The organism is Exiguobacterium sp. s22 (assembly GCF_018617455.1).
Lineage (GTDB): Bacteria > Bacillota > Bacilli > Exiguobacteriales > Exiguobacteriaceae > Exiguobacterium.
The window spans coordinates 53,191-73,996 of the sequence record NZ_JACSKD010000009.1 but is presented as its reverse complement, the minus strand read 5'-3'; the positions used below and the strand labels follow the sequence as shown (position 1 = coordinate 73,996).

22 protein-coding genes are annotated in these 20,806 nt (G+C 48.6%); 7 read left to right on the top strand and 15 right to left on the bottom strand.

Annotated elements, in window-relative coordinates:
* Positions 1-143: 143 nt before the first annotated feature.
* From KNO94_RS13310 to speE, 3 genes are read right to left on the bottom strand one after another with little or no spacing between them, the layout of a single operon-like run.
* Positions 144-503, bottom strand: coding sequence for a Na-translocating system protein MpsC family protein (locus KNO94_RS13310; RefSeq protein WP_214780459.1), 360 nt, complete (start codon positions 501-503; stop codon positions 144-146).
* The gene (gene speB / locus KNO94_RS13305; RefSeq protein WP_214780457.1) at positions 504-1,385 is read right to left on the bottom strand and encodes an agmatinase; all 882 of its coding nucleotides are present in this window, start codon (positions 1,383-1,385) and stop codon (positions 504-506) included.
* Complete coding sequence (speE, locus tag KNO94_RS13300) at positions 1,382-2,221, bottom strand: polyamine aminopropyltransferase (RefSeq protein WP_214780455.1); 840 nt, start codon at positions 2,219-2,221, stop codon at positions 1,382-1,384. Before speE ends, speB begins: the two co-directional genes overlap by 4 nt.
* 201 nt (positions 2,222-2,422) lie before the next feature.
* On the opposite strand from speE, the gene KNO94_RS13295 reads away from it, so the two are divergent.
* From KNO94_RS13295 to cls, 4 genes are all read left to right on the top strand, one after another.
* On the top strand, positions 2,423-3,361 hold the full coding sequence (locus KNO94_RS13295) for an EAL domain-containing protein (protein ID WP_214780453.1): 939 nt from the start codon (positions 2,423-2,425) through the stop codon (positions 3,359-3,361).
* 175 nt (positions 3,362-3,536) lie between these two features.
* Positions 3,537-4,721: a chloride channel protein gene (locus KNO94_RS13290; protein ID WP_214780451.1), complete on the top strand. Its 1,185-nt coding sequence runs from the start codon at positions 3,537-3,539 to the stop codon at positions 4,719-4,721.
* A 65-nt stretch (positions 4,722-4,786) separates the two neighbouring features.
* On the top strand, positions 4,787-5,137 hold the full coding sequence (locus KNO94_RS13285; RefSeq protein ID WP_214780450.1) for a hypothetical protein: 351 nt from the start codon (positions 4,787-4,789) through the stop codon (positions 5,135-5,137).
* A gap of 45 nt (positions 5,138-5,182) precedes the next feature.
* Positions 5,183-6,712 carry a cardiolipin synthase gene (cls, locus tag KNO94_RS13280; protein WP_353047861.1) on the top strand — a complete coding sequence of 510 codons (1,530 nt, stop codon included), beginning with the start codon at positions 5,183-5,185 and terminating at the stop codon, positions 6,710-6,712.
* Here the strand turns inward: cls and KNO94_RS13275 are convergent.
* From KNO94_RS13275 to ypfJ, 9 genes are all read right to left on the bottom strand, one after another.
* Positions 6,688-7,221 carry a TVP38/TMEM64 family protein gene (locus tag KNO94_RS13275; protein ID WP_251125979.1) on the bottom strand — a complete coding sequence of 178 codons (534 nt, stop codon included), beginning with the start codon at positions 7,219-7,221 and terminating at the stop codon, positions 6,688-6,690. The two genes, cls and KNO94_RS13275, sit on opposite strands and share 25 nt — an antisense overlap.
* Before the next feature lie 64 nt (positions 7,222-7,285).
* Positions 7,286-8,563: a dicarboxylate/amino acid:cation symporter gene (locus KNO94_RS13270; protein WP_214780448.1), complete on the bottom strand. Its 1,278-nt coding sequence runs from the start codon at positions 8,561-8,563 to the stop codon at positions 7,286-7,288.
* Positions 8,564-8,719: 156 nt separating this feature from the next.
* The gene (locus KNO94_RS13265; RefSeq protein WP_214780446.1) at positions 8,720-9,223 is read right to left on the bottom strand and encodes a YwhD family protein; all 504 of its coding nucleotides are present in this window, start codon (positions 9,221-9,223) and stop codon (positions 8,720-8,722) included.
* Between the two features lie 55 nt (positions 9,224-9,278).
* The gene (locus tag KNO94_RS13260; RefSeq protein WP_214780444.1) at positions 9,279-10,328 is read right to left on the bottom strand and encodes a DUF871 domain-containing protein; all 1,050 of its coding nucleotides are present in this window, start codon (positions 10,326-10,328) and stop codon (positions 9,279-9,281) included.
* Positions 10,329-10,388: 60 nt separating this feature from the next.
* Entirely contained in the window at positions 10,389-11,762 is a 1,374-nt protein-coding gene (locus tag KNO94_RS13255) for a PTS transporter subunit EIIC (RefSeq protein WP_214742159.1), read from the bottom strand.
* A gap of 13 nt (positions 11,763-11,775) precedes the next feature.
* Positions 11,776-12,669, bottom strand: coding sequence for an N-acetylmuramic acid 6-phosphate etherase (gene murQ, locus KNO94_RS13250; RefSeq protein WP_214780442.1), 894 nt, complete (start codon positions 12,667-12,669; stop codon positions 11,776-11,778).
* Positions 12,670-12,769: 100 nt separating this feature from the next.
* Complete coding sequence (locus KNO94_RS13245) at positions 12,770-13,237, bottom strand: GNAT family N-acetyltransferase (protein ID WP_214780440.1); 468 nt, start codon at positions 13,235-13,237, stop codon at positions 12,770-12,772.
* A complete protein-coding gene (locus KNO94_RS13240) occupies positions 13,234-14,082 on the bottom strand; it encodes a MurR/RpiR family transcriptional regulator (RefSeq protein ID WP_214780438.1) in 849 nt (282 codons plus the stop codon). The genes KNO94_RS13245 and KNO94_RS13240 overlap by 4 nt, the downstream gene beginning before the upstream one ends.
* A gap of 95 nt (positions 14,083-14,177) precedes the next feature.
* Positions 14,178-15,032, bottom strand: a complete 855-nt coding sequence (gene ypfJ, locus KNO94_RS13235; protein ID WP_214780436.1) for a KPN_02809 family neutral zinc metallopeptidase — start codon at positions 15,030-15,032, stop codon at positions 14,178-14,180.
* Positions 15,033-15,180: 148 nt separating this feature from the next.
* Between ypfJ and KNO94_RS13230 the strand changes: the two genes are divergently transcribed.
* A complete protein-coding gene (locus KNO94_RS13230; protein ID WP_012727443.1) occupies positions 15,181-15,369 on the top strand; it encodes a 2-hydroxymuconate tautomerase in 189 nt (62 codons plus the stop codon).
* A 50-nt stretch (positions 15,370-15,419) separates the two neighbouring features.
* Here the strand turns inward: KNO94_RS13230 and KNO94_RS13225 are convergent, their stop codons facing one another.
* From KNO94_RS13225 to KNO94_RS13215, 3 genes are read right to left on the bottom strand one after another with little or no spacing between them, the layout of a single operon-like run.
* Positions 15,420-16,073 carry a hypothetical protein gene (locus KNO94_RS13225; RefSeq protein ID WP_214780434.1) on the bottom strand — a complete coding sequence of 218 codons (654 nt, stop codon included), beginning with the start codon at positions 16,071-16,073 and terminating at the stop codon, positions 15,420-15,422.
* A 21-nt stretch (positions 16,074-16,094) separates the two neighbouring features.
* On the bottom strand, positions 16,095-17,681 hold the full coding sequence (locus KNO94_RS13220) for a Na/Pi cotransporter family protein (RefSeq protein ID WP_214780432.1): 1,587 nt from the start codon (positions 17,679-17,681) through the stop codon (positions 16,095-16,097).
* A 22-nt stretch (positions 17,682-17,703) separates the two neighbouring features.
* Positions 17,704-18,999, bottom strand: a complete 1,296-nt coding sequence (locus KNO94_RS13215; protein WP_214780431.1) for an HD domain-containing protein — start codon at positions 18,997-18,999, stop codon at positions 17,704-17,706.
* A gap of 107 nt (positions 19,000-19,106) precedes the next feature.
* On the opposite strand from KNO94_RS13215, the gene KNO94_RS13210 reads away from it, so the two are divergent.
* Positions 19,107-19,949 (top strand): lipoate--protein ligase family protein, encoded by an 843-nt coding sequence (locus KNO94_RS13210; protein ID WP_214780428.1) that lies wholly within the window; start codon positions 19,107-19,109, stop codon positions 19,947-19,949.
* 8 nt (positions 19,950-19,957) lie between these two features.
* Complete coding sequence (locus tag KNO94_RS13205) at positions 19,958-20,803, top strand: DegV family protein (protein WP_214780426.1); 846 nt, start codon at positions 19,958-19,960, stop codon at positions 20,801-20,803.
* The last annotated feature ends 3 nt before the right edge of the window (positions 20,804-20,806 follow it).

Below are 20,806 nucleotides of genomic sequence, written 5' to 3'. Positions count from 1 at the left end.
GCTCCGTCAGGCCGACAACTGTCGGTTGATTAAATTGGTCAGTAGCTCCGTAAGAAGATTTCGAAAGCACGCCTCATGACGACTCGTCCAGTCGCTCCTCTATACGTCTCTGATTTTTATTTTAAAAAGGTGACGTTTCGTTGTCAATCGGTTTGATCCCAATGTGCATCTAAACGAAACACGATGAGACGTTCGCCTGTTTTCGTACTGATGTCCGTGTGGAGCGAGACAATCGAACGACCGAGCACTTGCCCGACAATCGTTTCAAGTTGACTCCGTCCGGATTCGACGAGATTGTTGCGGTATTTCTTCAATTGCTCGCGCCCCGCAGACTTGATGGCCAAGTCGTACTCGGCCGGCGTCAACACCCCTTGAAGTGTGACGATGGCGAGGTCTCGAAGCAGGTCTGCCTTACACGTCAATGACCCGCGCCCCAAGTATTCTTTCTCCCATTGGGTGATACGGGCACTCAATTCCATTTCCAGCTGACCCTTTTTTCGCATTTATTTCACGAATCCAATCATCATCTCACGAAGAATCTTAGCTGCCGCGATCGCTGTCATATCTGACTGGTCGTATGCCGGTGATACTTCGACAAGGTCTGCACCGATGATGTCGAGGTCTGCGTTTGCGATGGCATGTACCGCTTCTAGCAATTCTTTCGTCGAGATGCCACCGATTTCTTGTGTCCCTGTCCCTGGTGCCGCTGACGGGTCGAGAACGTCGATGTCGATGGTGACATATACTTTTTTCCCAGCGAGTGTCGGTAAGACGCGCTTGAGAGGCTCGATGACTTCAAATTGATGCATATTGTAGCCGACTTCACGTGCCCACTCAAACTCTTCTTTCATCCCTGAACGAATCCCGAACGAGTAACAGTTCGATGGTCCAATCAAGTTTGCCGCTTTTTTAAGCGGAGTCGAGTGTGAGAGGGGCTCGCCTTCATACTCATCCCGAAGGTCCGTATGTGCATCCAAGTGGAGGATGACAAAGTCGTTACCGTACACGTCATGCATCGCTTTGATGATCGGCCATGTGACGAGATGCTCCCCACCCATTCCGAGTGGGAACTTGCCTGCTTTGACGACATCTTTGACGAATGCCTCGATCAAGTCGAGTGACTTCGGTGCGTTCCCGAATGGAAGCGGGATATCTCCTGCATCGTACACTGCGGCATCAGCCAAATCACCGTCTAAATACGGGCTGTATTCTTCAAGTCCGATCGATACTTCACGAATCCGGTTCGGGCCGAAACGTGAGCCTGGACGGAAGCTGACCGTCCAGTCCATCGGCATTCCGTAAAGAACCGTCTTCGCCTCTGTCACCTCTGGGAGGCTGGCGATAAACACTTTACCTGAGTAGGCTTCATCGAAACGCTTAATCATTTTGTCAAATCCTCCACGAATTTAGGAAGGACGAATGCTGCGTTGTGAAGCTTCGGCGTGTAGTACTTCGTTTCGATATCATGGAAACGTTCAGCTGATACTTGTTCCGGGTCGTATTTCTTCGAACCGATTGTGAACGTCCACATGCCACTCGGGTACGTCGGTACATTTGCCGTATACAATTTCGTGATTGGGAAGATTTCCTTCACGTCACGTTGAACCGTTTGGATCAGTTCTGGTGTGAACCATGGGTTATCTGTTTGTGCGACAAAGATGCCATCATCTTTGAGCGCTTTCGAGATTCCTGCATAGAACCCTTTTGTGAAGAGGTTTGCTGCTGGTCCGACTGGTTCAGTCGAGTCGACCATGATGACATCGTACTCGTTTTCTGACTTCGCGATATGCATGAAGCCGTCACCGACGATGACTTCTACACGTGGGTTATCGAGTTCACCCGCAATATTTGGTAAGTATTTCTTCGAATATTCAATCACTTTCCCGTCGATATCAACGAGAACCGCTTTTTCAACTGATGGGTGTTTCATAATTTCACGGATGACACCGCCGTCTCCCCCGCCGACAACAAGTACATGTTTCGGATTCGGGTGTGTAAAGAGTGGGACGTGTGCGACCATCTCGTGATAGACGAATTCGTCCTTATCCGTCGTCATGACCATTCCGTCAAGTAACAACATCGTTCCGAACTCGTCCGTTTCGACCATCTCTAGTCGTTGAAACTCCGTTTGTTCGCTCTCATAAACGTGGTTTACACGGAACGTAATTCCGTAATCTTCTGTTTGGTGTTCCGTAAACCATAATTTTAATTTTTGGTCCATCGATAGAACCCCTTTCTGTTCAAAAAGTTGTTCGTATGCGAGTGGCGTTTTGAGGCGCTTCTTAATCATACGATAGGAAGTATACAAAACCTGTACCCATTTTGCACGATTTTTTTGTGGAACTGCTTCAGAATGTGAGTTTTTTGTGAGATACGACCGATATACTGAATGAACCAATTCTGAATCGAAAGGTGGAATAGTATGTGGTCACCCTGTGCTTCTTGTAACACAACGATTCCTTTGATCGCCCAAGGAACGCTCGTCACGAAATTCAAGGAATACCCTTATACATCGTTTGAAGAACTCGACACACTCCTTACGCACGCAGACGGAACGGTTTACTGTGTCGATCCTACATCGAACCGTCAGACACCGCCGCTTGAGGTCGAAGCGTTACAAGATCAGCTTGCCAATCGACACATCATTGAACAGATTCAACATGGGACGTTCGAGAGTCATCTCCAACCAATCATCTTTCTCGACTCGAAGGAAACGTTTGGGTACGAGGCGCTCCTCCGTAGCGGCGCCAACATCTCGCCCTATGATTTATTCCGGACGGCAAACCGTTTCGGCCTACACTCAAAACTCGATCAACGCGCCCGCGCCGAGGCAATCAAAGCAACGTTTGAAGCCGTCGCCCCTCACCAAAAGACGTTCATCAACTTCTTGCCATCGACGATTTACAACCCGGACTATTGTCTCCAGCATACGTTCGATATCATCGACCGCTATGACCTCAGTCCAGATCGTTTTATCTTTGAAGTCGTCGAGACGGAGAAGGTACATGACGTCGATCATCTCCAACACGTGTTTTCAACATATAAACAACGCGGGATGCAAGTCGCGCTAGACGATGTCGGAGCTGGCTTCTCAACGATTGATATGTTGAAGCGACTCGAACCGGACTACGTTAAAATTGACCGTTCGTACATCTCGTTTTGTGATGAAGATGCTGAAAAACGTACATTCCTCAAACAAGTTCGTGAATTGACCCACTCGATGGGGATCACACTTCTTGCGGAAGGTGTCGAACGCGCGGAAGAGGCAGATGTCTGTCGTGAACTCGGGTTCGATTTGGCACAAGGTTATTTCTACGGGAAACCAGCCCCAGCCACTCAATACAAGATTGAAATCGTATAAGTCGTCACGTTCAAAAGCACCCGAATCGACCTCGTCGATATCCGGTGCTTTTTGAGTAAAAATACTTTCACCAGCATTCCCACGTTGTTTCATCGATTTTTAGGTTTCGGTCAGAGGTGTTCAGGAGATACCCTATTATAGAAGATGGATGTGAGCGGAAAAGGTGGGTGAAAAGATGAAATCCTGGATTGTCAGCGGATATGCAGTCGTGCTTGGAATCATCATCGGTCTAGTGAGTTGGCTCTTCCTGTCTGTCGTATACAAAGGAATACACTTCGTCTGGCATACGGTGCCCGAGCAATTCGACTTTCCTTTTTATCTGTTTCTCGTCCCGGTTCTCGCCGGAGTAGGAATTGGTCTATTGCAACATCGCTACGGTAGGATGCCTCGCCTCATGCCCGAAGTGATGGCAGAACGAAAAGATACCGGTCGCATCGACTATCGCGTGATTGGGTTCACTACGTTGACTGCCTTACTCGTCTTGATTGGAGGCGCTAGCCTCGGTCCCGAGGCCGCGCTCATCGGAATTGTCGGCGGACTCACGACATGGTTCTCCGAGCGCATTCGCCACGTGCGGCAAGAGTTAGGAGAATTACAGGAAGTGGGGCATGCCGTCGTTCTAGGAATCGTCTTCAACGCACCACTGTTTGGTGCGATTGCGGCCGAAGAGACGGAACAGAAAAAACAACCGATGTTAAACCTTCTTGCGACACTCGCCGGACTCGGAACGTTTTATCTGCTCAATCAACTTGATGAACGTCCGCCATTCATCATTAAATTCCTGGCAATCGAGACCGTTCAAATCAGTTGGACCATGCTCCTCATCGTTCTAGCCGGCATTCTGCTCGGTTGGCTCTATTTGTTGAGTGAGCATGCGCTCATGCGACTGTTTTCAAACGTTCCAATTCTCTTTCTTACCGTGCTCGGAGGCGTCGGAATTGGTAGTATGGCACTTCTTTATCCGGATTTACTTTTCTCCGGTGAAGAGACCATTCTTGAATATGTAGAAGAGTGGCGCCTCGTCCCGCTCTACATTCTCCTCCTGTTCAGCGTATTGAAGTTACTGTTTACGGCATTTTGTTTAGCGACAGGCTGGCGTGGTGGACATATTTATCCCCTTCTCTTCTCCTCTTTCACGCTCGGTTACTTTTTTAGTTTGTTATTCGGACTTGATATGACGTTCACCGTCGTCCTGACGACAAGCGCCTTACTGGCGACAGCAATGCGACAACCGTTGGCCATCATTGTCTTACTCGTACTGTTCTTCCCGCCGAACAGCTGGCTTTACGTGTTTGCCGTCGTGGCAATCGTTTCCAAAATCCCACTCCCATCGTTCATTCATTCTCCAGTAAAACCTTGAGTTTCAGAATGAAAAAAAGGGTAAAAGATGAATAGTTATGCACTCTCTCGAAAGGAGGAACGGTTGTGAGCGAATACGAAATGGCCATTGAGAACCACATTGATGCAGTCAGCTCGGATTGGATTAGTATTATTTTAGCTATTTTAGTCGTGATTATGGGGATTGTCGTCTTCATCTTTGTCATCATGACGATTGTTGACATGTTTTTATCCAAAGATATCGTTTGGGGAATCGTTGAAGTCATCGCTCTATTCGTGGGACTGGCTGTCTTATTGTCCGTTTTCTACTATTGGAATCGAAATCGGACGAAAGCACAGTTTGCCCTTTTCCTCGTCTTGTTCTCTCTCGCAGTGAATGTATACTTTTTCGCCCGTTATGCGGACGAAATCAACACTGTTTTAAATAGCGTGTACTAAAAAACGAGGGGGAAATCCCCTCGTTTTCATCGTATCGGAAAGGTGGTGTTTCGTTTGAAACGTCGTGTCATTCAATTAATAATCATGGTCGTCAGTGTTATCGCTTTAGTCGGCCTCTTATTTTGGTTAAATATTCTCATACCTGTCCTCATTACGATTGCACTTTTAGCCCCATTCATCGTAGGATGGCAAATTTTGTTCGATCAGGTCCTTCCTCAAGGAAAACTCGCCTGGTTATTGGCCGTATTTCTCCTTCCGTTCATCGGAGTGATCGCATGGGTCATGTTCGGACGCACACCACGTCGCCATCGACGCTTTAAACGCACGTCATCTGAAATCCGTATGCTCCGGCAAGCAATCGAAAGCGAGAAAATCGAAACCTCGCCTGACATCGTGGCTTCCTATCCATTGACGCGCATACTCGAAAAATTAGGCGCATCTGGTGCCGATGGACATACCTCGACAACGCTCCTCCTCAATGGGGAAGAAAAATTCGATGCTCTATTAGAGGCCATTAACGGGGCGACTGACCATATCCATATTCAATACTATCTATTCCGAACAGACGAAATCTCCTTGAAGGTTAGAGATGCTCTCATTCAAAAATCGAATGAGAACGTGACGGTTCGTTTTTTATATGATGGACTCGGTAGCCAAGAAATCGGTGAAGACTTCATTCAACCGTTACGTGATTCACGTGTTCACGTCCAGGCGTTCGATCCGGTCTTACATCCATACCTCGTCTTTAACGCCAACTTCCGCAACCATCAAAAGTTAATCGTCGTAGACGGACGAGTTGCGTTAACTGGTGGCTTGAACGTAGGTGACGAATATTTAGGTAAAAATGAGAAGTTAGGGTTCTGGCGCGACACCCATCTCCGTCTCGAAGGTCCACTCGTCCGAGAATTACAACAACTTTTTGTCGAAAATTGGTTGTACGCCGGTCAAGGTACAATTGATGAAACGTGGGACTTGTTCGCAGATGGCGAACACCTTTCCCGCTACTTCGTGAATGAACCGAAAGGACAAAACGGTGCGACCCAACTCCTCGTCACGTCCCCAGGAAGAGACGTGACCATTCGTGACGGATTCATGCGCTTATTGATGGAAGCAAAAGAATCCATTTGGCTCACAACACCATACCTCATTCCACCACCTGAACTATTGGCCATTCTCGAAGTCGCAGGACGAAGCGGAGTCGATGTTCGGCTCGTCGTTCCGGGAAAAGGTGATGAATGGTTCAGCTATCATGCCTCCGAATATTATTTTGAGGAACTGTTGAAACGGAACGTGAAGATTTATAAATATAATCGACATTTCATCCATGCCAAAACCTTACTAATTGATGGCAAAATCGCTATGGTCGGATCCGCTAACTTTGATTTCCGAAGCATGTTTCTCAATCATGAGATGATGGTGGCACAATTTGATACGACATCCATCGAGCGACTACATGAATCATTTTTACAAGATTTCGAAGAGTCGATTTTAATCGACTGGGCGATGTTACGGAAAAAAACGACCGGAAAACGATTCGTCGAAGCGTTTTGTCATATCTTTTCGCCGCTTCTCTGACGCGTTCGCCAAACGAGATATACTATGGCGACAAGACCCACTAACAGCAGTTGCCAGCCGATCGTCAACCGCATCGCCGCCGTTACCGCAAGTCCTTCCATCATGAGCGCCAGGATTTTCCCAAGCGTACTGGCGACCGCGAACGATCCAAGCGTCATGCGACTGAACGCTGCCGATAACGTGACGAGACCAGATGGGACAAACGGTATGAGACGCATGCCGAGAACGAGAAACCATGCCTCTGCCCCTCTCGACGCTCGAAGACGTTGAAAACGTCCACCATCCGGGGACGTATAACGGTACAATGCTTTACGATAAAGAATAAAGCTCACAATAGCACCGACTGCCTCTCCGACTATCGAGATGAGGATACCCGGAACGAGACCGAGGACACCGACGTTGACTGCTGTCAAAAACGCACTCGGTAAGACGCCGGCGACCGCAATCACACTATTCAATAACACACTGACGATTAAAAATATAGGGAGGGGGAGCAGTTCCCATTCCATAACAATCACTCTTTCTATGCACAAAATAAGGACCATGACAGATTTGTCATGGTCCTTCACTATATCATAGTGATGAAGAAGACGTTGCGCCTGCTTCATCCCACGAGTCTTCGTCGACAGGTGGTAGATGCTTTTCTTCCAATTTCGAAACGACAACCGCACACGCCGCATCCCCCGTGATGTTGACTGATGTGCGAAGCATATCGAGAATACGGTCGACCCCGATGATGAGGGCAATTCCCTCTACCGGCAAGTTGACCGACTGAAGGACGAGAGCAAGCATGACGAGTCCGACTCCTGGTACACCCGCTGTCCCGATGGAAGCGAGAACGGCTGTGATGACGACCGTCAATAATTGCGTAATCGTCAAGTCAGATGCGAACACCTGCGCGATGAAAATCGTCGCAACCCCTTGCATGATCGCCGTTCCGTCCATATTGACGGTCGCACCGAGTGGTTGTACGAACGATGAAATCGAGCGTGGCACGCCGAGTTTCTTCTGTGCGACTTCCATTGATACCGGAAGCGTCGCGTTTGACGATGAGGTCGAGAACGCAAACGTCATGGCCTCATAGAAGTTTTTAAAGAAGAAGACCGGGCTCATTTTCCCGATGAAGTATACCGCTGCCCCATATACAATCGTTGCGTGTAAGAATAGCGTCAAGACGACGGCAGCCATATACCACGCCATGGCGACAACCGCATCGAGACCAATTCCTCCGATTGCGGAAGCAATCAATGCAAACGCCCCATATGGCGCGAGCTTCATGACGATATGAATGAGGTACATCATGATACGATCGCCCTGCTTCACAAATTGACGCCACGTTTTCGCCTTATCCCCTAAGGCGATTAACGCAAACCCAATCAATGCTGCGAAGACGATAATTTGTAGCATGTTCCCCTCAGCGAGTGCTGTAATCGGATTCGTTGGAATCATATTGACAAATGTCTGTACGATATTTGAAGAATCCTCAGTCGCTGTTGATTCAAATTCAAGTCCTGTTGTCGCGAAGTCTCCACGTTCCCCTGGTTGTAGGACCGATGCGACACCCATTGCCAATATAATGGCGAGCGCCGTCGTCACTAAGAAGAATAAAATCGACTTCGTTCCGACCCGACCTAGCTCTTTCGGGTCCCCGAGACCCATGACGCCTAAAATAATCGAGAAGAAGACAATCGGGACGACTAACATTTTAATCAGGTTCAAAAAGATTGTTCCGACCGGAGATAGAATATATGGATTCACAATCTCATAAATATTATCCGGCAAGCCCGCCAATCCGAGACCAACTACAACACCTAGCGCGAGACCGATTAAGATTTTTTTCGTTTCGCTCATCGTATCACCCTTTCTATTTTTCACAATGTAGTCAGTATATCATAATACTGAATTTTCATACAATTACAAATGAATATCTCTTCAGTTACATTTTTTATTGGAATTCCCAAAAAGTTGAAACAAAAAAGATTGGAGACGAAACATCGTCCAATCTTTTTACTCGGCGCTTAAGCGCTCGAGCTCTGCATGCAATTCAGTCGAGTTCTCCCAAATCTCAGGACGGTGTTCCTGTAAGAAACTCGCCAAGACGTTCCGGGACGGGGCGTCCATCATGTCGATTAAAATCCGACCCTTTAGCGATTTATCCATTTGATTGACGTGATACGGCAATAGTTTATAACCTCGTCTCTCTTCGACATCCACTAGCATGTCACATGCCGCGACTCCGCCGTAGTAGAAGCCTTCCGGTTTTCGACCTACCGTCACCCACACGATCCAGTATGGTTTCCCATTCGGTACCGCTTCCGGGTCCGTCAAAAACTTAATGCGTTTCTCGATGGCCGATTTGGCATGCATCGCCCCCATGTCGATTGTCGCAGTACCTGCATCAACATCGATGATCACCGGAGACATGTTATTTAAGCTAAGCGAACCGACACCAAAACCACCGTGACCGTCCGTCGCATCGTCTGAAATGATATTAAAATTAATGTCTTTCATGTTCCACCCTCCCCCTCTACTGTACACAATGATATAGGATGGTGGCAATCCTGAGTCACACCCAGTCGATTTGAAAGCGTCCACCTGGACCAATCTGTTCAATCAATGAACGATCTTCCTCGATGACTCGTCCGATGACATTGACGCGCTCATCTGCAGGCAAATCTCGCTTCGTTATTTGCAGTTCTCCTGCATAACGACCGTAACGTTCATTGTCGATCGTGATACTGCCGAGCACTCGTTCTTTTATATCTCGCGGTTGAATCAAATGGTTCCCAGGTCGTCCATACGCTCTCGATTCGACAGAACGGATGACATCCCGCGCCGGATCCATCCGGTTCGTATGACTGGTTATAAGCGAATCATCATGATTTCGTGTGGTCGCTCGAAGAACGATGACGCCCTCGTCGTACGCCTGAAACTGTCGCATCGTCTGATCTGTCACACGCGGGTCACCAATCAAGACGCGATCGACCGTTTTATGCAAATCAAGATAACAAGAAAATGGAGATTTCCAACGATGTTCTTCAAGTGTAGGCAACGTCTCATGTAGCGGTCCACGTAACTGTCCATTTCCCGGGATGAACGCTTGAACTTTAACCCCTCGCGCATGTAACCAGGTGTTTCTCTCGTCAAACCAGAAACGGTCGAGTCCAGTTTCGGGACGGGGATAAAAGTTATGCCACGCTTCGGCGTGGTCACGTCGAAGCCCTTGTCGTAACATCTCTTCAAGTTCTGTTTCTGTGAGCGTACTAGCATTGAGGGCGATCATCATACGTCGTGACAAGTCTGCCACTTGTTTCGGTGTGACGCCATAGTCGACACGTAACCCGGTGACGCCCCACTCCAACAGCGTATGGGCATCGTCCCAGGTCTTACCGAGCGCCCGTAGAGACGATGGGGCGATATCCGCCACGAGCTCCATTTCAAGACGTTTCGCTAACGCACCTAACTGCTGGAGTCGTTCCGTGTAGATCGTCGGATCGTCTTCCGGAATATGAAGCGACGTGAAGATGCTCGTGAAACCACTCTCTCGCATACGTTCGATCCAATCAATGGACACAGACGTCAGTTCCTCACTTAAGTAAACCGAAATTCCTCTCATGTGAATCCACCTTTCCGAAAGTAGAGAAAAAGATGACTCGACTCGAGCCATCTTTTCTTGTTAAATCCCGTCCGCCATCTCTTCTTTGAAACCGAAGAAATAAGTGAACAAGAAACCTGCCGTATATGAAATCAATAGTCCGGCAATGTACGTCAAATACATGCCATTATCAATAAGCGGAGTGAGCGATAGACCGGACACACCGATTCCGAGCGCCGCTGTCTTCATTGTCGCTTGGAAAGCCCCACCGACCGCAGCCCCGAGACACGCTGTCAAGAACGGACGTCCGAGCGGAAGCGTGACCCCGTATAGGAGCGGCTCCCCGATTCCGAGGAAACCTACGGGGATGGCCCCTTTGATAATATTACGAAGGCGTGGGTTGCGGGTCTTCACAAAAATCGCAAGCGCCGCACCGACTTGACCCGCACCGGCCATCGCCAAGATTGGGAGAAGGGCCGTCGTCCCAACCGTGTTCAACAGTTCCAAATGGATTGGCGTCAACCCGTGATGCAATCCGACCATGACGAGCGGTAAAAAGAATCCGGCCAAGAGTGCCCCTGCGACGGGTCCCCCGAATTCGAGCGTCGCATTGATTCCTCGCATGATACCGTCTGACAATACGCCAGCGACCGGCATGATTGCGTATAAAGCAGTAAATCCAACAATCAAGACTGTAAAGAGTGGTGTGAAAATAATATCAATGGATACCGGCATGAAGCGACGGATGTGTTTCTCGATATACGTCATGAGCCAACCGGCAAAAATAACCCCGAATAATCCACCACGCCCGACGACGAGCGGTTCCCCATAAATGACGATGTCCGCGAGGAGCGGGTTGAACAGAATTCCCCCGGCAATCGCCCCGAGTACCGGGGTCCCCCCAAACTCTTTTGCCGTATTCCACCCGACAAGGATGGCCAAATACGCGAAGACCGTGCTTCCGAGCACGAGTAGGATCTGCATCCACGTCTCCGTCCGGTCGACGCCGGCGTTGACGGCAAAGTTCGCAGCTCCGTTAATGATCCCCGAGGCAACAAGTCCAGGAATGAGCGGGATGAAGATGTTCCCAAGGCGACGAAGGAATCGTTTGAACGGTGACTTTTGCTTTTCTTTCACCTTTTGGCGTTCAACCGCCGCACGTTCCTCTAACGTCAAATTCGCATCCACTGACTCTTCCCCGATGGCAAGTCCCGTCTCATGACTCATATAATCCGCGACCCGATTCACGGTACCTGGACCGACGACGATTTGTAGCGTCTCATCATCGATGACACCCATGACCCCATCAATCTTCTTCAATGCGTCAATATCTGCCTTCGTCCCATCTTTCAATGTCAATCGGACACGCGTCATACAGTGCGCGAGTTGACGGATATTTTCTTTCCCCCCGACATGTGCGAGGATATCCCGTGCTAAAACCTCTTCTTTTTTCATCTCGATTTCCCCCTTATAGCGCCTCGCGGACGAATCCGTTCGCGCGCTCTAATCGTTTGACAGCCTCCTCATAAGAGACGTCCGCTAAAATCATGACGATTGCCGTTTTGACGTGCCCTTTAGATGACACAAAATAACGCGCGGCCGTTTCCATGTCGACCCCTGTCGCTTCTGCAATCATCCGTTTGGCACGCACTTCTAACTTTTCATTCGTCGGTTGCACATCGACCATCAAGTTTTGATACACTTTGCCTACTCCAATCATCGACGTCGTCGAAATCATGTTGAGGACCAATTTTTGTGCTGTTCCCGCCTTCAATCTCGTTGAACCGGTCAATACTTCCGGTCCTGTCTCCACTTCAATGGGATAATCCGCATGTCGGCTGATGATCGCATCACGATTACATGATATCGAAGCAGTAGTGGCACCGATTTCTCGGGCGTAATCGAGTCCTCCGACCACGTATGGTGTCCGACCGCTCGCCGCAATCCCCACGACCGTATCCTCAGCCGTTAAATGAAGCGCTTTCAAATCTTTGACTGCCAATTCCTTACTGTCTTCCGCTCCCTCGACGGCCTGAATGAGCGCACGTTCGCCACCTGCAATCAATCCGATGACTTGATCGGGTGACACGCCAAACGTCGGCACACACTCGGCAGCGTCTAAAATCCCTAAACGTCCGCTTGTACCTGCCCCGATATAAATCAAGCGACCGCCTTTACGAAAGGATGCGATGACCCGCTCTACGACTTGTGTGATGACCGGGAGTTGCTCTTGAATCACTTGAGGGACTGTTTGATCCTCTGCATTCATAATCGTCAATCGTTCCTCAATCGACATCTCGTCTAGGTGCATCGTTCGTTCATTCCGTCTTTCTGTAGCCAATTTATCTAGCATCGCCACCATCCTTTCTTCTCTATGATTTCATCGTACTATATTGAAACTTAAAGTCAATTTATTATTTAATATTTATGAAATTTAGTTTCAATTATCATAAAAGAAAAACTCACTCTGGGCGAATGAGTCGTTTCTTCAAGACATGCACGCGTGTCCCTTTATTCGTGACCGAATCCTTTTCATATACGTATCCGTTCCGTTTCCAAAATCGCTGTGCCCTCTCATTATGAGGAAGCACCCCTAACCGAAATTCCGTTTGATATGGACACATATACTGATCTTCCAATTGCTCATACAGCGTTTGCGCTAACCCCGTCCCGTGAAGAGATTCTTCAACAACGAATAAACCAAGCCAAAGCGAACCATCGACCGGGTGTTTTTTCAAGAGGTCGGCAATTGCCACGATCCGCTCTTTGTCGCAAAAAATCAAGCTAACGGTCCCTTCTTCTTCAAAATCCGCCACGTTCTCGTCACGAAACATCTCGACAGATTGTTCATTCAACCGAGCGAAGATATGTTGATGCATTAAAAAATCTTCTAACGACGGTCGATCCTTGGCAGTGTATGGTCGAATCATCGGCGCAATTTCACCATCTCATCCCGGGCTTCTGCGTATCGATCGATCAACCCTTCTCCCTTTCGGTGGAGGAGTCCCATGTATAACGTATCGACAATCGTCAATTGCGTCATCCGTGAGGCGATACTTGCGATTCGGAAGTCACTCTCCACGTTCGGTGTACAGAGTCGTACGTCCGCTTCCCGATAGAGTGGTGATTTATCTAAATTGGTGATGGCGATGACAGGCACTCGTTTTTTTTTCGCAAATCGAACGAGTTCGAGTACATCTTTTGTTCGTCCTGACGTGCTGATTGCGACGAATACATCAGACTTTCCTAAATGTGGGATCAGCGACAGCATATAATGAAAATCTGGAGAGGTCGTGGCCGCATAGCCAAGTTTTGTGAATTTATAGTGTGCATCGATGGCTGCCGTTGATGAACCACCGACCCCATAGAAGACGACACGATTCGCGCGCGCGAACAAATCTACCGCATGTTCGAGCTCTCGTTTATCCATCGCTTCGGCACATGCTTCGATGGCTGCCTTGTTCACATGAATGACTTTTTGGAACGAGTCATACGGCGTATCTTTTTGTTGGAGGACGTTGAAGTCCGTCAATGTCGTCTCCGTGACGGCCAAATCTTTCACAAGGGCTAGTTTAAATGCTTTAAAACTATCAATCCCGACGACTCGAGCGAAACGAACGATACTCGCTTCGGACACATCCGTCTTTTGGGCAAGTTCTTTTGTCGTCATGTTTGGAATGAGCGTTGAGTGGGACAAAATATAATCTGCGATCTTCTTTTCGACCGCTGTCATATCCTCTTTCGCTAAATCAATTTTCGTAAGTAAGGATTCCATCGGGTCATCCCCTTCCTGCTACTATTGTTCCTTTATGATAGCGGATTCTTTCCTCATATTCCAATCACCTAAAAAAGGTCGAGCGTACGCCCGACCTATAAATTGTTCGCATTGAACGTGTCCCCGCCTTGAATGGCACCGTTCTCGAATCCTTTTTCAAACCATCGCATACGTTGTTCCGACGTCCCATGTGTAAACGAATCCGGTGTCACATATCCACGTGACTGACGCTGTAACGTATCATCCCCAATTTGATGGGCGGCGTTCATCGCTTCTTCGACATCCCCGGCCTCAAGATAGCCGAGTCCTTGTGCGTGATGGGCCCAAACGCCTGCGTAATAGTCTGCCTGTAACTCGAATCGGACGAGATAACGATTGAACTCGGTCTCACTCATCTCGTTACGAAGCGGCATAATCTCTTCAGTCGTCCCGAGAAGCGTTTGGACATGGTGTCCGACTTCGTGGGCGACCACATAGGCCATCGCAAAATCACCTGGTGCATTGAAACGTTGGCTCAGTTCATCGTAAAAGCTCAAATCGATATATAGATTTTGGTCGCCAGGACAATAGAACGGACCAACGGCAGACCCGGCAATGCCACAAGCGGATTCAACTTGTCCAGAGAATAGGACGAGCGTCGGCTCTTCATACGTCATCCCGTTTTCAGCGAAGATATCGGTCCATACTTCTTCCGTATCTTTTAAGACGACCGCTACAAAGTCTGCCATCTCCTCTTCCCTTGCCGTTCCTGTATATGCTCCTTCTGATTGAGGTTCTCCGAGTCCGATATTATTGACGATGTCCGTTGTGCTTCCCCCGTTCAACAATGTAAAGACGATGACGAGAATCAATCCGAGGCCACCCCCGACTCCGGCAATGCCCTTTCCTCCGATGCTACGCCCGCGTCGATCTTCGACGTTCCGGCTCTGTTGTCTCCCTTTCCACTTCATCCCGATTCCTCCTACATTCGCTCTGTTTTGTTTATTACCCCAAATCCAGTGAAATTGAGCTCATGTTTCTCTATAGACGAGAATTTTCTTTTCTAGAGGATGTGGATTCACTACAATGAAAGAGACTTCATAAAAGGAGGAACAACCCATGCCTTATGTAACGGTAAAAATGCTCCCAGGTCGTACTGTAGAGCAAAAACGTGCGTTGATTGAAAAAGTAACGGACGCCGTCTCCGAAACGACGAATGCACCAAAAGAGAACATCACCGTCTTCATCGAAGAGATGGATGCGACACATTACGGTCAAGCCGGTGTGATGCATGCGGATAAGAAATAAGTGACGAACGGACTCCTAATATGGAGTCCGCTTTTCGTCTAAGCACCGTATCAACAATGTATCCGTTGAACTTCTTGAATCTTCGCTTGTAGCCCACAAAGAACCACTTCAATGAAATCATCAACCTCTTCAGGAGACATATACATATATGTATGTTGCGGGTCGAACGAATGTGTCTCGTAAAAGGATGTGATGTTCTGAATTTGTTTTTTCGTCTGTCCTTGAGGAAAAAACGGTAAGACGTCTGCGAACGACGTGATGTGACGGAAGTCCGTCCAAAAGATATGATTCGGATGTTTGGCCAAGTACTCAAAATCAATCCCATACCAGTCCGTTTTGACTAAACGGGTATAGTCTGGTGTCCCGACGATTGCCTTTACAATCGGTTCTTCCTTTTTCGCACGGGTTAACCGCACCCAATATTCGTCTGTGATCAGATGAAAGTAGTAACCGACTAAATAAGACCATTCGGCGCTCGTATATCGCTCAGGGTCGGTCAAGTATGTCTTTTTGAACAAGTCGGACGAGATCCCGTTCTCCGTTTTGAAATGCGTGATGGTTTTCGGTGGTTCAGGACGTCCGTCCGCTCCGACCAGTCCACAATCCGGACCGATATTCCCAACTAAAAAAGATAGACGGTCAAACGAGGAATCCGTCTCAAGAATCCTCTCCGCTATTCGAAAATGCGTCACCCATGTTGCCATTTTTATTCCTCCATTTCTCATTCAATCTTCCCTATTCACGTCGAACCGCTCGCTCGGAACAGTCGGTTTAATCAAGTGACGAGTCGCTCGCCAGATGTGGTAGCCGATACGGTCGAGCCAAAGCAACACTTGCACTTTTTGTATCGTCAGGTCCATCTCCATTTGGTTCGCCGCTGTTTCTTCTAACAGTTCCGAACGATGTGCTTTCCGATACTCCGCCAGTTGTTTCGAGGCCTGTTTCCACATCTTCGAATCTTCCGGCGGCGTGTGATGATTCAGTTGATTCACAAGGTCAAGTTCATGTAAGACCAGCTCTCGTGCCGTCAAAAAGTCGGTGTCCCGAAGTGCGTGGACCGGTTCGACCTCTCGCAAGACATACAACCAGCGTTCGAGATGATCAATTGTATGCAAGAGGGAGAGATGTTGGCCATAATCATTTTGTTTTCCATCCTCTTCTAGACGAATCGTGCTCAAAAAGACGCGGACATCGCCCAACGTCTTGTCGACGAGCGTCAACTCATCTTCACGAAGACGACCCTCACGGACGAGCAACTCGGTCTCGTTCCCTAAATAACGCTCGATTTCGAGTAGGGAACGTCGTGCCGCTTCCAAAGCGACGGTCGGGAGTTGCGACATATTTTTGTCGAGCAGACGCGTCAAATTTTCAGAGCGACTCGGAATCCATTTCAGTAATCGACGCGCAAACGGCTTATAAAACGGCAAAAACAGGAGCACCCCAAGTAAATGGAAGGTTGTATGGAACAAGGCAAGGCGTAACAAATCGTTCCAGTTGAACCAATCCGCTACTCGGTTCACCACAGAGAAGAGAACAGGGAACGTGAGCCACCCGATGAGGACAATCGATATATGGTAGATGGCGTGAGCCAACACGATACGCCGCGCAGATTTCCACCCACCGAGCGAACCGAGTGCCACGACAAGGCTCGTCCCCGCACTCTGACCGAGCACCAAATAAGCAGCCTGCGGGAGTGAAATCGCCACTGTCGCAAGGGCCGTCATCGTTAACACGAGTCCAATCGTCGACGACTGAAGGACGGCGGTCATCATGAACCCGATTCCAATCAGAACGGCCTGATGCAGAACGGTCATCTCACCGGCCGAGCCAAACGAAAACGTGACGACATCCCGCATCGCTTCTTGTAGCGTCCCAATGCCAACAAAAATCAACCCGATACTGACGAGAAACAGTCCAACACGGCGAAGGCGCGGACGGGAGAGACGAATCGCCATCCCGACTCCAATGAGCGGCAGAAACAACTGGCGCACGTCTAAATTGTAGCCGAGGACGGCAATGATCCACCCGGTCGTCGCACTCCCTACATTGGCCCCAATGATGAGCGGCAACGATTGTGTGAACGTGAGGAGTCCTGCACTCACAAAACCAATTGTCATCAACGTCGTGACCGAAGAAGATTGGAATAAGGCTGTTAACATTGCACCGAGTGCCGCTCCGGATATCGATCCGTCGGTGAACTGATTTAACCGATGACGTAATCGTGTCCCCGCCCATTTTTTGAGCGTATCCGTCAGTAACATCATCCCGAGTAAAAAAATCCCGATTCCACCAATCAGTGTCGCAATCTCCATCGTGTCACGCCCCTTTGCGTGTTCAATCGTCTTTTAATGTTGATAATATCCACGATTTTTCGTTCGCATAATCTTTTAAATTCAATAACACATCTTCCGGGTAATAGATTTTCTCATCCGACTGCCTCGAGTTCAAAATCGATTGAACGAGCATCGAAACCTCTGAAATCTCTTTGCGCTCCCCGTCATTCATCTGTAGATAAATTCCTTCATACTTACCCTGCCCTTTGTATAAATCATAAGGTAGCTGACTCAACTGGTCTTCAAGCAGATAGTATGTCGGTGGTAGCCCGATCGTCTCCATCGTCTGTCGCAGGCGCTCCATATAACGGACGCGATTCGCTTCCGGGAAGTTTTTATATTTTAATAATCGGCGATTCACGAAACGGCTTGAAAGATCAGCTAAAATGGCATCGTCTTCTTCCATCCATTCTTGGAAATAGAAGTAGACGACCGTCTCGTCCAATTTCAAATATTGTTCGAGTGACATACCCGTTCGTTCAAAAATCGGCAAGAAATGTTTCGGCGTCATGTTAAACTTATAACCACTCTCATAGAGTTCCTGCGCCCGCTCAAGAATCGCTTTTAAGAGAAGATCACTCGACCGTGTCGCCGGATGCAGGTATACTTGCCAATACATTTGATAGCGGCGCATGATGTAATCCTCAATCGTATGCATCCCCGACTGTTTGACCACGACTTGGTCTTCATCCGGGCGCAAGACGCGTAACATGCGTTCTAAGTCAAACTTTCCATAACTGACACCCGCAAAGTGAGCGTCGCGCAATAAATAGTCCATCCGGTCAACATCAAGCTGTGAGCTGAGCATATTGACGATCAAGCGATTCGGATGCGTCTTGTTGATAATCGAGGCCACTTCTTCCGCAAACCCGACACCCATCTCGGACAACACCTTATTGACTTCGGTATCCCCTAAAATGATCCGTTCCGTCCACACTTCATGCCGAACGGAAAAGACGTGTTCGAACGCGTGCGAGAATGGACCGTGTCCGACGTCATGCAAGAGTGCTGCCGCTAACAATAACTCACGATCACGGTCGTCCCATTCCGGGTATTGTTGGAACTGATCGATCAACTGGCGTGCGATTTCGTATACGCCGAGCGAATGATGGAATCGGGTGTGCTCCGCCCCATGAAACGTTAAAAAAGACGTCCCGAGCTGTTTGATACGACGCAACCGCTGAAATTCTTTCGTATTGATCAGCTCCCAAATGAGGTGATCGTAAACATAAATATATCGATGCACCGGATCCTTAAATACTTTCGAGCCAGATAGTTGTCCTCGTGACGAGTACATGACATGCCCTCCTACGTTTCATTATGTTCTAAATTCGACTTCAAACGAATTGTTCCCTCCATGCTATAATGAGAAGGAAAATTTTTTGTGAAAAGGAATTAATGTATATGATTCATCCATTATTAAGACAACCGAGCTATCGCATCATCGATCAATCGAGTCTCGGCCCGATGTTTCAAGCAGAACAGTCGTTTGCGACCGATGATACGTTATGTGCGTCAACGCAAGAACGAGGTGCCGTCTTGCGCGCATGGGTGCACACTGACACAATTGTCCTCGGAATTCAAGACGCCCGACTGCCACACCTGAAAGACGGTGTTCGTTATCTAAATGAGCGGGGATTCCGTCCCGTCGTCCGAAACTCAGGCGGGTTAGCCGTCGTGCTAGACGATGACGTCCTCAACCTTTCGTTAATTTTACCCGAGAAGGACGGGATTCAAATCGACAGCGGCTATGAGGCCATGACCTCGCTCATTCAACACATGTTTCAGGATGTCACGAATGACATCGTCCCAGGTGAAGTCGTCGGTTCATACTGTCCGGGAAGTTTCGACTTGTCGATTGACGGTAAAAAGTTCGCCGGCATTTCGCAACGACGCGTTCGTGGCGGTGTCGCCGTTCAAATTTACTTGAGCGTGAGACAGAGCGGGAGCGCACGTGCTGAAATCATCCGCGATTTTTACGACCTTGCCATCCAAGGGGAAGCGACGAAGTTCACGTACCCGACCATTGTACCGGAAACGATGGCTTCACTTGAAGACTTGCTTGGGATTCCACTCACCGTGCAAGATGTCCTCACTCGGGCCTACCGCGTTCTTTCCACTGTCAGTTCGCTCCAAAACGCGACATTAACGGCTGACGAACAAATGATGTTCACAAGTCAGCTCGAACGCATGTGGAAACGGAATGAACCGTTACGCGACATTGAACAACAATTAACAGAGGAGTGATTCATCCAATGTTTAAACTGATTACAGATACCGGTGCTGATTTGACTCACGATCAAATCATCGAATACGGTCTTGAAATTTTACCGCTCGGTGTCATCATCGACAACGAAGAATTTTTAGACGGCGAAACGATTCAATCCATCGAAGTGTACGATGCAATGCGTCAAGGTAAGACGCCAAAGACGTTCCAAATCGAGGCGTCACGAATCGAACATTGTTTCCGTCAACACCTCGAGTCTGGAATCCCGTTCTTATATCTCGCTTTCTCCGGAGAACTCTCCGGTACATACCAAACCGCTGTCATGATCGGCGAAATGTTAAAAGAAGAATATCCGGACAGTACGTTCACGGTTCTCGATACACGGACCGCCTCTGTCGGGCAGGCATTGTTCGTCAAAACGGTCGCAGCGTATAGCCAAGACCATACGTATGAAGAAACGGTCGAGTATGCCGCTTCACTCGTCGGCAAAGTCCGCCACTTGTTCACGGTCGAATCGCTCGAATATTTGATGCGAGGCGGACGTGTCTCGAAGGCGAGTGCTTTCATTGGAGACTTGTTGACGATTTTACCGTTATTGACGGTCGAGGAGGGCAAGCTCATCCCGATTGAAAAGGTACGCGGTCACAAAAAAGTCATGCGCCGGATGGTCGAATGGACAGTCGAATCGAAGTCACTCGTCGAGAACGGGGACCTCTTCATCGGTCACGGTGACGACCTGGAAAAAGCGGAACAGTTCGAGAAGATGGTCCGCGAACATCTCGAACCGAAACACATCACGAAGACACTGGTCGGGTCTGCCATCGGTGCCCACACCGGTCCAGGTCTACTCGTCATCGCCTATTTCGAAGCATGAAAA